This is a genomic window from Bergeriella denitrificans NBRC 102155, from assembly GCF_001592185.1.
Taxonomy (GTDB): Bacteria; Pseudomonadota; Gammaproteobacteria; order Burkholderiales; family Neisseriaceae; genus Neisseria; species Neisseria denitrificans.
In genome coordinates, this window is record NZ_BCWL01000026.1 from 1 (window position 1) to 14,359 (window position 14,359).

Consider the following 14,359-nt stretch of genomic DNA (forward strand, 5'->3'; position numbering starts at 1 on the left):
TATATACCCGCACGGTTGGCTTCTTCCAAATTTCTCAAACTGTTGATATCTTCGCGATCCGCAATCACAAAAAATGCCGGCTCTTTGGTATAGACTTTGATATTGTCACGGCTGCGGTCACTGACTATAACGGTATGGGTAACCATCTTTCTTCCTTTTGATTAACGGATAAAAGGCCGTTTTACTGCGTTAACAAATAGGGCAATGGCAAATAAGTAAGTTTGAATAGGTAACTTATGATTGGCAAAAATAGTATCCGATGTAATACTGAATGTATGTTTACAATGTTTGCATCGCCATTGTTTACGAGTGGAGATAAAATAGGCTTGATGTTTAATACCACAGCGAGGGCAAATTTGTTCGATTGTACTGTTCCAACGTGCTTCCATAAGCCGAGCGTGGGCCTCGCTATCCGATAGACGAGCTATCTTGATAGGCGAAAGCGTGCGAGCTTTGGCGGAAAGGAGGAAGTGTTGAGCCATACAATATACATCTTTGCTATTAGGTGATAATCAGATAGAATAACAACTCCAACAAGTTACCTTATTGAGTAACCAATCTAAGAAAATGTTACCATATTGAACAAATAAAATCAAGTGGAGTTATTCAATTGAACATTTCAAAGCGCCTTAATCAACTAATTGAGTTGAAACAGCTCAATATCAAAGATTTTGCAGAACAATGCGATATTCCTTATCGTTCAATGTACAACTATGTGCGTGGTGAGCGAGAACCAAACTTAGAAGCTCTTTCTAAAATTAGTCAAACCTTTAATGTCGATCTAAACTGGTTGATTTCATGGGAAGGAGAAATATTTAAAGGCGTACCAAAAGATGCATTTTCAGACGAAGAAAACCAACTGATTACTTACTATCGTTTAATGCCCGGAATTGTGCAAAATGCAATGAAGGTAGCATTCAAAGCGATTTCAACTGAATAAATTTAGAGTATTTTATTATGAACAAAAAACAAAATAAACTTCTTTCCACCCTGAAAAATTCTTTGTATCCTTGCGATGGTATTTGGGTTAATGATGATAAAATGGAATTAGCACATAATTTATTGCTAGATAAATTAGAAAAATACGATCCTGATATAATGACTGCATTGTTGAATGATGCTGAACTAAAACGCCGTTTTTTTGTAGAAGTGGCTGGGGTATTTGTTTTCAAAAAAGCCGATTTCCAATTCTTTCTATCGCAAAACAAAGTTAGTCATTCTTACACCAAATACAAAAACCGTATTGGTTTAACTGACGGTAACCGTTTTTTGAAAGATAGTAGTGATATTGTGCTAGATTTTCCATTTAAAGACTGCGTGTTAAAAGGGGGGCAAAGTTCAGAAGAAAGTAAAGAAGTGTATTTTGAACGCAATAAGGACGCTCAGCTCAGCTCAGCTCAGCTCAGCTCAGCTCAGCTCAATTGTACACTAAACAAATAACGAAACGTCAAGAAATTTTTTTCAATCAAGTATTAGCATTTGATGAAATAGACCGTTTATTTGATCCCAAGGCTCTTACTCATTTTTCTCGCTACACTAAAGACGGTAAAAGTGCCGTTACACAAATCAAACGTCGCACTGACGGCACACCTACTGAAAATCTCATTATTAAAGGCAATAATCTTATTGCCCTGCATTCTCTCGCCACGCAATTTCGGGGCAAAGTAAAATTGATTTATATTGATCCACCGTATTATTTTAGAAAAACTAAGGCGGAAGATAGTTTTGCTTATAACTCTAATTTTAAGTTATCTACTTGGCTAACATTTATGAAAAATAGATTAGAGATTGCAAAAGAATTATTAACAGATGATGGTGTTATATTTGTATCAATTGATGATGATGGATTAGCACATCTTAAATTGTTAATGGACGATATTTTTACAAAAGAAAACTTCATTGCTTATTTTATGTGGATGAAAACAGCTACTCCACCATCATTATCCAAAAATGTCAGAAAAAAATTAGAGTATGTTTTATGTTATCGTAAAAATACATTTGAAGGACTATTTGGGGGTATAGTTGAAGGTGGAGATATGCCTTTATTAAACGAAAGTAATGCTTTAAATACCTTAGAGTTTCCTGCTTTTTCTGTACAATTTAAAATTCCTGACGGAATTTATTATCCTGCTAAAAAAGATAAAACAACGCTGGAAAGTGAGTTAGTTGTTTGTAATGGTTGGAATAGTACTCCTTTCAAATTATCAGGTAATTTCAAATGGACACAAAGCACAATAACAAAGGAAATTGAAAATAATACAACTTTTATTATTAAATCTGAAAAATTTGCTATTCGTTATATTCGAGAAGGAGAGCGCAATAAAAAGCCATCTAATTTCATTAGTAAAATAGAATGTGGTGTAGGGACAAATGAAGATGCCAAAAAAGAACTATTTGAGTTATTTCAAAAAGATCTTTTTAAATATCCAAAGCCTGAAAGTCTAATTTCGTATTTAATCAATACAGCTACAAACGAATCTGACATCGTCCTTGACTACCACCTCGGATCAGGGACAACCGCTGCTGTGGCGCATAAAATGGGGCGACAATATATTGGCATCGAACAGATGGATTATGTGGAAACCCTTGCAGTGGAGCGGTTAAAAAAAGTGATTGACGGCGAGCAAGGTGGTATTTCTAAAGAGATAAACTGGCAAGGTGGTGGCGAATTTGTCTATTGCGAATTAGGTGAGTGGAATGCACAGGCGAAAGCCGCCATTTTGGCTTGCGATAATTGGGTGGAATTAGACCGCTTGTTTACCGAATTGTGTGACAAATATTTCTTAAAATATAACGTCAACGTGCAAAAATTTGCCAATGAAATTTGCCAAGAACCCGAATTTTTAGCCTTAACGTTAGATGAACAAAAGCAGATGATGTTGGAAATGTTGGATTTAAATCAACTTTATATAAATGTGTCTGATATGAATGATAGCCAATTTGAGTGTGGATTAAATCAAGAAGATAAAGATTTAACATTAGAATTTTACGGAATGAAATAATGGAAAAGACGTTATTTGATATTATTGAACGCCGTAAGGAGATCTATTTAGACGACGGCGATGAAGAGAAATTAACTATTCCTAAATTTGTCAACCAAAACCTAAAATATCCGTTTTTTGATTGGCAAAAATCGGCATTGGAAAATTTTCTGATTTTTGAACGAACCAAAAACTTTAAAGATTTTCCAGAATTAAAAAATAAACCAACCCATTTGCTATTTAATATGGCAACTGGAGCAGGCAAAACAATGATGATGGCTGCACTGATACTTTATTATTTTGAAAAAGGCTATCGTCATTTTCTATTTTTTGTGAATCAAAATAATATTGTGGATAAAACCGAAAACAATTTTATCGACAGCTTGCATTATAAATATTTATTTCAGCCAAAAATTTTGCTGGGTGATAATGTGATTCCCATAAAAAAAGTGGAGACGTTTAGTCCGAATCCAAATGGCATTGAAATTAAATTTACTAGCATTCAAAAGCTGTATAATGATGTACATATTGAACGAGAAAATCAAACCACTTTGGCAGATTTACATCAGTTGAAACTCGTGATGTTAGGCGATGAAGCCCATCATTTAAACTCACAGACCAAAAGTAAAAAACAAATGCCGTTGGATTTAAGCACGGAATTGAATGGCAAGGCGAGCGATGATGAAATCGAACGCAAAGGCTGGGAACATTTGGTACTAGATTTGCTGTTACGCAAAAATGGTAAGCCAAGTGAAAATGTGTTGCTGGAATTTACCGCTACCTTGCCTGAAAGTGAAGACGTGGCGAGAAAATATGCCGATAAAATCATTACTAAATTCCCGTTGAAAGCATTTTTGCAAGCGGGCTACACCAAGGACATTAACCTTGTTTCATCGCAATTGCCGAAAAAAGAACGTGTGCTACATGCCTTGCTATTTGCGTGGTATCGCCATCAACTTGCCTTAAAATATGGCATTGCTAACTTCAAGCCAGTTATGCTATTTCGCAGTAAAACTATTGATGAATCTCGTGCTGATTATGAGCAATTTTTACAATGGACGGAGCAGGCAAATGCCGAAGATTTTACTTTTTTGACTGTACTTTCCAGCCAGTTGAATGATGCGGAAAACGCCAATCAGCAAGGTAAAACACGCACTGAACAGGCTTTGCGTTTTATGCAGGCACAAGGACTAAGCCACGCTCACTTGGCAAAATGGGTGCAGGAAAATTATCAGCCGCATAATGTGATTATCACCAACTCACAAACCAACAAAACCAAGAAAGAAAAAACCGATGTGGAAACTGAAAAACTGCTGAATAACTTGGAAGCAGCAGATAACCCTGTGCGAGCTATTTTCACAGTAGATCGCCTAACCGAAGGTTGGGACGTGCTGAATTTGTTCGACATTGTGAGATTGTATGAAGGGCAAAATGGTGGTGGCTCAAATAAACGATCAGGCAAAACTGCCGCCACAACTGTTTCTGAAAAGCAACTGATTGGGCGTGGTGTGCGTTATTATCCCTTTGCTTTTGAAGGCAAATTACCGAATAAACGAAAATTTGAGGGTGTTGAACACGAGCTGAAAATTTTAGAAGAATTGTTTTATTACACCTTTGATGAGCAATCTCGCTATATTTCCGAGCTGAAAGACGAATTACGCAAAGATGGCTATCTATCTGAAACTAGTAACAACAAAGTGAAACTAAAATTTGCACTTAAGCCTGAACTTGCCGAGAATGACAGTTTTAGAAATTTGCTGATTTGGGCGAATAAAAAAGTACCTAACCCGAATGCGAAGGCAAATAATGCGGCAAGTTTGCAAGACTTAAAGCCAGTGTTAAAAATCATAGTGCATAACAGCAAAGTGCTGCAAGAAACACATTTCACTGCCGATGAAACCACCGAACAAGTGCAGCAATTGGGCATAGAAGAAAACCGCACAGAAATTTTAACTTTAGGAGAAATTGAACAGCATATTTTCGCCAAAGCAATTCATATTAAAAGCAAAAATAGTAATTCTTTGTTCCATTTCGAGCGCTTGCAAACAAAATTAGGCATTATCAGCCGTGCTGAATTGCAAACGATTCTGCTCAAAGATTGGCAAGTGGAATTTTTAGGGCTGGATGGCTATGGTGAGATTTCCTCAGACGATAAATTAAACGCATGTTTGAAAGCGTTAGAAGCAGTGGAAAAACACTTGCAACAAACCCATACGCCATTTATCGGCAGCAAAGCTTTCACCCCGAAAAAATTGTGGGAGATTTTTGGTCAGCCAAAAGAAAAATGGGTGGATAAAGACAAGGTGAAGCCAAATGTAACACAACATTCGTGGTATGCTCTTGATCATTTTGCTGGCACAAAGTTGGAAGAAGACCTAATTACCTTTATTGCTCACCGAATGGGAAATTTACAAACGAAATATGATGTGCATTTATTACGCAATGAAGAAGTACTGAAACTAAGCAATTTCACCGATGGCGAAGGATTTATGCCAGATTTTATTTTGCTGTTAAAAGATAAAGTAAAATCTACCGCTAACGGCATGCAAGATTTTCTGCATTACCAAATTTTCATTGAGCCAAAAGGTGATCACTTAGTAGAAAAAGACCAATGGAAAGAAGCTTTCTTACAAGCAATTACTGATGAATACGGCAAAGATCGCATATTGCAACAGGACACACCGCATTATAGATTGATTGGGTTGCCGTTTTATGAAAATGAAGAAATAAAATTTACTACTGCTTTTCAGATGCTTACTTAAATCCTATTTACTATGAGTGCATATCTGGGTATTTAGTATAGTGTTTAAGGAACAAACCTCTCCAAGCCAATCTGTATTTCCAGATTGGCGATTTTTCTAGTATTTGATTCTGAACATTTGTACACGCAAGGAAGATTTTTATGAAACAATCACTCAACAATGTTTAAAATATCAGCAATTAAACGCATTAAAAAATTTCGCTTGACAGTCTTCGTCCCTTTTCTGAACTATATTCAAATCAAAATGCAAAAAATTTCAAAAAACACTTGACAAAAGAAAGTGCTTGACAAGCACCCTATAAAATAATATCTTTTTGCCCACAGAGAATAGTCCCTTCATTATGACTTTTATCTTTTAAGCCAAAAAAGGTTTAAAAATTCAGAGTTCTAATGAAGGGATTTTTGTTGTTATGGCACAGCATTTTCTGTTATCAGCAAAAGCTCGCCACTTGTCTATTGAACAAGTGGTTGGGCTATCTGATTCAGCAATACTGGCTTTACTCAAAAATGCTCGTTGGTTTTCAGATAACGAACAAATTTGCCCTCGTTGCCATACTCGCCATAGTGCTTACTTCATTAAAACTCGCCAACAATGGCAATGTAAACATTGCCAATATCGTTTTTCGATAACCACAGGCACAATCTTTCAGTATCATAAATTATCGTTGCGACAAATCCTTATTGCCATTTTGCTGTTTACAACAGAAAGTAAGGGATTATCCGCTATTTCACTTTCTCATAAGTTGAATGTGCAATATAAAACAGCTTGGGTACTACTGCATAAATTTCGAGAAGGTTTAGATAAAGCCAAAGATTTAACACCGCTCAAGGGTGAAGTACATATTGATGGGGCTTATACGAATTACTATATCCGTCCTAAAAACTTCCGTCACAAGCGGATAGATAGACGGAAGAAACGTTATCAGCGTGAAGATAAGTCTTGTGTATTGGTATTTCGTCAACGTGCCGCCAATCAAGCGGTAATGAAAGGGGCTGACCGTACTATTGTTGCGTTAATAAAAGAGGAAAATACGCAAGATATACTCGACTTAACTCAACGCTTAGTCAAGCCCCAAAGCACGATTTACGCTGATGAAAATCCTGCGTATGACAGCCTGACATTCCATTATGACCTATGGCGTGTCAATCATTCACAGGAATACTGTTCAATAGAAGGTATTACCAACAACCTTGCAGAATCCTTTTTCGCAAGACTAAGACGAGCGATTACAGGCATTTACCATAAGATGAAAAATAAATATCTGATGTACTACGCTAATGAGATGGCTTGGCGTGAAGATAATAGACGAAAAAGCGTAAAAGAGAAATTTGAGCAACTACTAAACTGTTGCTTAAATGCCTTGCCTTCACGAGATTTTACGGGATATTGGCAAGGTAACAAGAAAGGTGAAGCTGTATTTGGTTTGGCAAGCCTGACGGAAACTATTTAAATAAAATCTGAAATAAAACATCCATTTCACTTCAATATAAAGAGGAACACCCAATGACACAATCTATCCTTAATGCCGATTTAAGCAAAATGTCTTATGAGCAATTTCAAGAATTTATGCGAGGACTTGCCCAACTTTATTCAGATGTAAATAGCAATGGCAATTATATGTCCTTGTTCAAGGATTTAAAAACGCTTGCTAAACACGTTGAACGCCTACCGCAAGACTTTTTCACCTTTTATGGTGCGTATGAAATCGCAGATAATCAAGTAGTCGTGGCAGTTTTTAGAATAAACCTTGATGCACCTATGCATAGTGATACTGCCCCCAATATGACGATTATTGAGGTCAGCTTTGCAGAAGATGAACGTAACTTACAATGCCCTGCTCAAGTAAGAGAATATCTTACACAAACAGATTATGTCGCCCAAGCTGAAAAAGCCTATCCGCAAATTATGGAAGATTTGTTGTGGGAAAAAGAACGAGAAAAAAGAGTAGCTAAACTCAATCTAAGTGAAGAAGATAAAAGATTGCTTTTTGAGGACGCAATAGAATTGTAAAATTGTTCATACAGATGAATGAAAAGCACCTTTAGTTTATATGAACTAAAGGTGTTTTTTATCGCTAAGTGGTTGATTTTTGGGTTTGTGCAACTGCTACATAATACCGCTTTATTCTTATGCAATTACGCTTCTTTGCTCTCTGCTGCTTTTTGACGCAGGCGCAAGCTCAATTCGCGCAGTTGTTTGTCGTCAACCGCGTTCGGCGCGTTGGTCAGCAGACATTGCGCGCGTTGGGTTTTCGGGAAGGCAATCACGTCGCGGATGGATTCGGCACCGGTCATCAGCGTCACCAAACGGTCGAGGCCGAAGGCCAGGCCGCCATGCGGCGGGGCACCGAATTTCAGGTTGTCGAGCAGGAAGCCGAATTTTTCCTGTTGCTCTTCCGGTGTGATTTTCAGCGCGGCGAACACTTTTTCCTGTACGTCGGCGCGGTGGATACGGATGGAGCCGCCGCCGAGTTCCCAGCCGTTCAACACCATGTCGTAGGCGCGTGCCAGGCATTTTTCCGGCTCGGTTGCCATCAGGTCTTCATGGCCTGCTTTCGGTGCGGTAAACGGGTGGTGTACGGCGGTGTAGCGGTCTGCTTCGTCGTCGTATTCGAACATAGGGAAATCGACCACCCACAGCGGACGCCATTCATTGACGAAATAGCCGTTCTCCAAGCCGTGTTCCAAGCCGACTTTGATACGCAGGGCGCCGATGGCTTCGTTGACGATTTTGGCTTTGTCCGCGCCGAAGAAGATGATGTCGCCGTTTTGTGCGCCGGTGCGCTCAATGATTTCTTTCAGGGCGTTTTCAGACAGGAATTTCACAATCGGCGATTGCAGGCCGCTGTCTTCGCCGTTGCTCAGGTTGGTCACGTCATTGACTTTGATATAAGCCAAACCTTTGGCGCCGTAAATGCCGACGAATTTGGTGTATTCGTCGATTTCTTTACGGCTCAATTTCGCGCCGCCGGGTACGCGCAGGGCTGCCACGCGGCCGCCTTTCATGTCGGCTGCGCCGCGGAAGACTTTGAATTCTTCCGTTTTCATCAGGTCGGTCAGCTCGGTGAATTTCAGGCTGATACGCATATCGGGCTTGTCGGAGCCGTAGTAGAACATGGCTTCGGAATAAGGCATGCGCGGGAAGTCGCCCAAATCGACATCCAAAGCGTCTTTGAAGACTTTTTTGGCCATGCTCTCGGCGATGTCCATGATTTCATCCTCGTTCAAAAACGAGGTTTCCAAGTCGATTTGGGTGAATTCGGGTTGGCGGTCGGCACGCAAATCTTCGTCGCGGAAACATTTGGTGATTTGGTAGTAGCGGTCAAAACCGGCCACCATCAAGAGTTGTTTGAAAAGCTGCGGCGATTGCGGCAATGCGAAAAATTCTCCCGGATGCACGCGGCTGGGCACGAGGTAGTCGCGCGCGCCTTCGGGAGTAGAACGGGTCAGCATCGGGGTTTCGATGTCGATAAAGCCCTGCTCGTCCAGATAGCGGCGCACGCCCATGGCCACTTGGTAACGCAACTTCAGATTACGCTGCATCACGGGGCGGCGCAGGTCGATGACGCGGTTGGTCAGGCGCACGTTTTCGCTGATGTTTTCATCGTCGATTTGGAACGGCGGCGTGGCGGCAGCGTTCAAAACCTCGATTTCTTTGGCCAAGATTTCGATTTTGCCGGACACCATTTTGTCGTTGGTCGTACCTTCCGGGCGGTTGCGCACGCGGCCGGTAATGCTCAAAACGTATTCGTTGCGGGCGGAATCGGCCGTCTGAAAAGCCTCGGGCGTATCGGGGTCGATTACGACTTGAACAATGCCTTCGCGGTCGCGTAGGTCGATGAAAATCACCCCGCCGTGGTCGCGGCGGCGGTGTACCCAACCTTTAACGGTTACGGTTTGGTCTAAATATTGCTCGCTGATTAAGCCGCAATAATTGGTACGCATAAGTTAAACCTTCTCAAATTTCATTGAACAAATATTATTTTAAAATACCAGCATATTGGATATTAGCACGTTCCCTTTCCTAAAAAAACTAATAATCACTGGGGTAATACATAATTTCATTATAATAATGAACAAAAACCAAAGCCCATAAACTTTGATTCTTGCAATCATACCCTCTTTGGAGGGTCTACATACTCTAAAAATCAACATGTCAATTTGGCAGATGGTCGTCAAATCCTTTTTAGCATCTTGAAACTTTTTATTTCTTCCGATAAATATCCAGAATATAATCAACCCAACAACTACATCCATCAAAAATTTAATAAAAAAATTATATGTATAATAATTCGTATAGTTAGATACTTCTTTAGAAAAATCTTTCGCACCAATTCCTCTCAACAAAAAGTCCAGAGGCACAGAAAAAATCGTATCGACCAACATCAGTAGATAGGGAGTGACTAGACTGAATGCCGCCCCTATTATGATAAATATAATAAGATTATCCCACTCTTTTTCCTGAAAGAAAAAAAAGATTTGTTTCAGATACTCCATAGCCACCTAATTTATATCTTTAAATTATCTTCTTTAACTGTCACACGAACACTTACGGCGTGCTTGTCCGGCAGCACCATGCCCAGCGAAATCACATATTTCAGCGCTTCATCCACGCTCATATCCAGCTCGCGGATGTCGCTTTTTTTCACCATGATGTAATAGCCGCCCGTCGGGTTCGGCGTGGTCGGCACATACACGGAAACATATTCATCCCCTTCCGGCAGGCCGCGCTGCAGGGCTTCGGGAATCTGGCCGGACACAAAGGCCAGCGTCCAGATATCGGGCTGCGGAAACGGCACAAGCACGGGGGTTTTAAACGAACGGCTGCTGTCGGAAAGCAGCGATTCGGACACTTTTTTCACGCTGGAATAGATGGATTTGACCACCGGAATCCGCCCCAGCAAGGCGTCCCACGCCTGAATGATGCGCTTGCCCAATACGTTCGCGCCAAACAGGCCGGTAATGAACAGGACAATCACGGCCACAATCACGCCCAGGCCGGGAATATTGTAGCCGAGCAGCTGCTTGGGCTGCCAATGTGCGGGCAAAAGGTTAATCAGCTGATCCGACGCCGAGATGATGTAGGTAATCACCCAAATGGTGACCGCAATCGGCAGCCACACCAATACGCCGGTAATCAAGTATTTTTTCAATGCCTTGGCGGCTTTGCCGCCCTCGGCCGGTTGCTCTGCCATGTCTTTTTTATCCGTGGGAAAATACCGCGCAAACGCGACATTATACGCGCATGAAAGGTAAGAAACGAGTGTTTTTTATCGTCGCCCTGTGGGATTGATACAGCGTTGCTGCGCCTTATTCCCATTTTAATTTGGTACGGCTATACACAGGCCGGTTTCGTTTTTCAGACGGCCTGCGTGCTTTTCTGCCGCATTTAGGCCGTCTGAAAAATGCCGCTACCGGCTTAAATACCGTCCCAATCATTAAACATCAAGCCGATGCCGATGCCGTTTTGCTTGTGGTTGTAGTCAATCAGGCTCTCGCCGTAGCCGTGGAAACCGCGCACCACGCCTTTGAGCTTGCCCTTAATCGGGAAGGTGTAGCCGGCTTCCACCGCGCCGTGGCCGGTTTTCGGGTTGTAGCGCATCACCGAATAGATATTCTGCTGGTCATTGAAGCGGTATTGCAGCTTCAAATCGCCGTAGCCCATGTAATCTTCGATATCGGGGTTGTCGTCGTCATCGCCGTTGTCCACATCGGTACGCAGCCAGACGCGCGGAATCACGGTCAGCTTGCCCCACTCCGCGCCGGCCATGGCGTAGATGCGGTTCCAGGAGCGGGATTCTGGGCGGCTTTGGCCGTTGGACTGATGCACAAAGCCCGCGCCGACCATACGCAGCTTGCCACCGAAAGGCAGATCCATTTTAACCGGCTGGGTCAGGAAAATTTCCGGCTCGTAATCGGTATTGCGGAAAGGCGCGGATTTGCGGCCCTGGTTATACACCTGCCAATCGGATTTCTGCGTGTAGCCGAACCACAAATCGGCGCGCGTTTTAAACAAGTCTTCCATCAACTTGCTTTTAAACGACACCTGCATCTTGGCTTCCAAGCGTTTTTGTTCGCCGAATTTTTCGGCTGTGGTCGCCCCGCGCGTCGGCGATTGCGGCGCGCGGTTGGGGCTGCTGTTGTACCAGGCGGGCATCAGATACATCGGATTGTGCTCGCGCACGGTCAGCAGGCCGCGACCGTCGTTTTTATCCAAATCGTACATCACGCTCAATGGCGTATAAGCCTCGGCAGCCGTCTGCAAATCCTGCTCCGGCAACGCATCGCGCCGGTCGAATACGATGGTGGTTTCCTTGTTTTCCAAGCTGGCGCTGACGCTCTCCCGCAAATCGACGGGCGACTTGATATCGGCCTGTGCGCTCTGCGGCAGCGGCTGACGCGACGGCAGCTGCGCCGCGTAGATTTTGTCGTAACAGGCCAGGCGCAGGGCATTGTCTTCAATCGCGGTACACTGCAGCGCGGGCGTTTCCGATGCCCATGCGGGCAAGGCAGCGGCCAAAGCCGCACCGAATGCGAAATAGGCGGTAGCTTTCATGTGCAAAAAGGCTTTAAGAATGTTTTTCAGACGGCAGGCCGTCTGAAAATCGGAACAAATCGGGCAGATACAGCAATGCCCCTGAATATCAAACCGGGTTTGTCAGGGGCACTTGCATCACGCGGGTGCAGGGCGCACCGACACGGAATACCGCATACAGTCTTCCAACCGAAGCAGCCTAAGGCTTGATGCCCTGCCTGCGCCCGGCTTATCCGACCATACCGCGGCCTGCAGCAAAGATTAAGCCAGGGCTTTTACTTTGGCAGACAGACGGCTCTTATGGCGGGCGGCTTTGTTTTTGTGGAACACGCCTTTGTCCGCAATACGGTCAATCACTTTAACCGAGTCGCGGTACACTGCCTGAGCAGCGGCTTTGTCGCCGGCCTCAACGGCTTTCAATACTTTTTTAACCGCAGTACGGAAAGCGGTACGCAGGCTGGCGTTGTGGGTACGTTGTTTAACCGACTGGCGGGCACGCTTGCGGGCTTGTGCGCTGTTGGCCATATTTCAAACTCCTGAATAAAATAATCTTGTAAACGCGCAATTCTAGAGACAAATACCGTTATGTGCAAGTCTTTTCTCCGAATGCGCCGCGCCGCCGCCGCCGTTTTCCCCCAAATGCCACACCCTGCCCCGCCCGCGCCGCCGCCCCCGCAGGCCGTCTGAAAACGGATTTACCCTGTTTTTGCCGATATTGCTTTGTTTTTCATCAAGCTTACATTACAATAGGCTTACACCCCGCCGGGGTATTTTGGGGCGGAGGTGTGTCTTTCTTTACTAACCCTTTCATCAGGAAAACAACCCGTATGAAAAAATCCGTATTAGCCGTCTTGGCCGCCCTCTCACTCGCAGCCTGCGGCGGTAGCGACAACAAAGCCGAGCAACCTCAAGCCGCCGCCGACAACGCGCCTGCTGCCAATGCCGAAGCCGCCGCTACCGATACTCTAAATATCTACAACTGGTCTAACTATGTGGACGAGTCCACGGTTGATGACTTCAAAAAAGCCAACAACCTCAAGCTGACCTACGATTTGTATGAAAACAACGAGACTCTGGAAGCCAAAATGCTCACCGGCAAATCCGGCTACGATCTCGTTGTGCCCGGTATCGCCTTCCTGCCTCGCCAAATCGAAGCCGGCGCATATCAAAAAATCGACAAAAACCTGATTCCCAACTACAAAAACATCGATCCCGAGCTGCTGAAAATGTTGGAATCCGCCGACCCGGGCAACGAATACGCCGTGCCTTACTTCTCCGGCGTCAACACCCTGGCCATCACCGCCAAGGGTAAAGAAGCGCTGGGCGGCCAACTGCCTGAAAACGGCTGGGATCTGCTCTTCAAACCCGAATACACCAACAAGCTGAAATCCTGCGGCATCGCCCTGTGGGACACCCCCAGCGAAATGTTCCCGATTGTCTTGAACTACCTGGGCAAAGATCCGAAAGGTACCAATCCTGACGACATCAAAGCCGCAGCAGAAGTGCTGCAGGCCATCCGCCCCGACATCAAACGCTTCAGCCCGTCGGTGATTGACGAGTTGGCACGCGGCGACGTTTGCCTGGCAGCCGGTAACGGCGGCGACCTGAACATGGCCAAAGCCCGCTCCGAAGAAGTGAAAAACAATGTCGGCATCGATGTATTGACCCCGAAAGGCATGGGCTTCTGGATTGAATCCTGGCTGATTCCCGCCGATGCGAAAAACATCGTCAACGCCCATAAATACATCGACTACACGCTCGATCCCGAAATCGCCGCCAAAAACGGCAACTTCGTCACCTTCGCACCTGCCAGCCTGCCGGCACGCGAAAAAATGGATCCCGCGCTGGTTGCCACCCGCTCCATCTTCCCGAACGAGCAAGACATGAAAGACGGTTTCGTGATGCCGCAAATGAGCGCGGACGCGAAAAAACTGACCGTCAACCTGTGGCAGAAAATCAAAGTCGGCAGCAACTAAGCCGAGTGATTTTTGAGCATACTTAAAGTAGTATCAGAAAAAGCCGTCTGTTTTTCAGACGGCTTTTTTTTATTTTATAGTCGTTTCAATTTAGATTGAGACAAGG

At 43.8% G+C, this 14,359-nt stretch carries 13 protein-coding genes; 7 read left to right on the forward strand and 6 right to left on the reverse strand.

The window, feature by feature from the left end:
• Nucleotides 1-161 precede the first annotated feature (161 nt).
• The gene (locus BDE01S_RS11045) at nt 162-482 is read right to left on the reverse strand and encodes a transposase (protein ID WP_218015849.1); all 321 of its coding nucleotides are present in this window, start codon (nt 480-482) and stop codon (nt 162-164) included.
• 128 nt (nt 483-610) lie between these two features.
• On the opposite strand from BDE01S_RS11045, the gene BDE01S_RS11050 reads away from it, so the two are divergent.
• From BDE01S_RS11050 to BDE01S_RS03060, 6 genes are all read left to right on the forward strand, one after another.
• Nucleotides 611-940, forward strand: coding sequence for a helix-turn-helix domain-containing protein (locus BDE01S_RS11050; RefSeq protein ID WP_082790405.1), 330 nt, complete (start codon nt 611-613; stop codon nt 938-940).
• 17 nt (nt 941-957) lie between these two features.
• The gene (locus BDE01S_RS11655) at nt 958-1,440 is read left to right on the forward strand and encodes a site-specific DNA-methyltransferase (RefSeq protein ID WP_066077269.1); all 483 of its coding nucleotides are present in this window, start codon (nt 958-960) and stop codon (nt 1,438-1,440) included.
• Nucleotides 1,422-3,002 (forward strand): site-specific DNA-methyltransferase, encoded by a 1,581-nt coding sequence (locus BDE01S_RS11055; protein ID WP_082790406.1) that lies wholly within the window; start codon nt 1,422-1,424, stop codon nt 3,000-3,002. The genes BDE01S_RS11655 and BDE01S_RS11055 overlap by 19 nt, the downstream gene beginning before the upstream one ends.
• Complete coding sequence (locus tag BDE01S_RS03050) at nt 3,002-5,743, forward strand: DEAD/DEAH box helicase family protein (RefSeq protein WP_066077274.1); 2,742 nt, start codon at nt 3,002-3,004, stop codon at nt 5,741-5,743. The genes BDE01S_RS11055 and BDE01S_RS03050 overlap by 1 nt, the downstream gene beginning before the upstream one ends.
• Before the next feature lie 409 nt (nt 5,744-6,152).
• Nucleotides 6,153-7,193, forward strand: coding sequence for an IS1595 family transposase (locus BDE01S_RS03055; RefSeq protein ID WP_066077277.1), 1,041 nt, complete (start codon nt 6,153-6,155; stop codon nt 7,191-7,193).
• Nucleotides 7,194-7,246: 53 nt separating this feature from the next.
• On the forward strand, nt 7,247-7,753 hold the full coding sequence (locus BDE01S_RS03060; RefSeq protein ID WP_066077280.1) for a hypothetical protein: 507 nt from the start codon (nt 7,247-7,249) through the stop codon (nt 7,751-7,753).
• A gap of 125 nt (nt 7,754-7,878) precedes the next feature.
• Here the strand turns inward: BDE01S_RS03060 and aspS are convergent, their stop codons facing one another.
• The 5 genes from aspS to rpsT form a co-directional block, all read right to left on the reverse strand.
• A complete protein-coding gene (gene aspS, locus BDE01S_RS03065; protein WP_066077283.1) occupies nt 7,879-9,687 on the reverse strand; it encodes an aspartate--tRNA ligase in 1,809 nt (602 codons plus the stop codon).
• Nucleotides 9,688-9,726: 39 nt separating this feature from the next.
• Nucleotides 9,727-10,245, reverse strand: coding sequence for a hypothetical protein (locus BDE01S_RS03070; RefSeq protein WP_156472594.1), 519 nt, complete (start codon nt 10,243-10,245; stop codon nt 9,727-9,729).
• A gap of 5 nt (nt 10,246-10,250) precedes the next feature.
• Complete coding sequence (locus BDE01S_RS03075) at nt 10,251-10,937, reverse strand: DUF502 domain-containing protein (RefSeq protein ID WP_066077292.1); 687 nt, start codon at nt 10,935-10,937, stop codon at nt 10,251-10,253.
• A gap of 224 nt (nt 10,938-11,161) precedes the next feature.
• On the reverse strand, nt 11,162-12,298 hold the full coding sequence (locus tag BDE01S_RS03080; protein ID WP_066077295.1) for a phospholipase A: 1,137 nt from the start codon (nt 12,296-12,298) through the stop codon (nt 11,162-11,164).
• A 240-nt stretch (nt 12,299-12,538) separates the two neighbouring features.
• Nucleotides 12,539-12,802 (reverse strand): 30S ribosomal protein S20, encoded by a 264-nt coding sequence (gene rpsT, locus BDE01S_RS03085; RefSeq protein ID WP_066077298.1) that lies wholly within the window; start codon nt 12,800-12,802, stop codon nt 12,539-12,541.
• A gap of 302 nt (nt 12,803-13,104) precedes the next feature.
• Between rpsT and BDE01S_RS03090 the strand changes: the two genes are divergently transcribed.
• Nucleotides 13,105-14,253: an extracellular solute-binding protein gene (locus BDE01S_RS03090; RefSeq protein ID WP_066077303.1), complete on the forward strand. Its 1,149-nt coding sequence runs from the start codon at nt 13,105-13,107 to the stop codon at nt 14,251-14,253.
• Nucleotides 14,254-14,359: the final 106 nt, after the last annotated feature.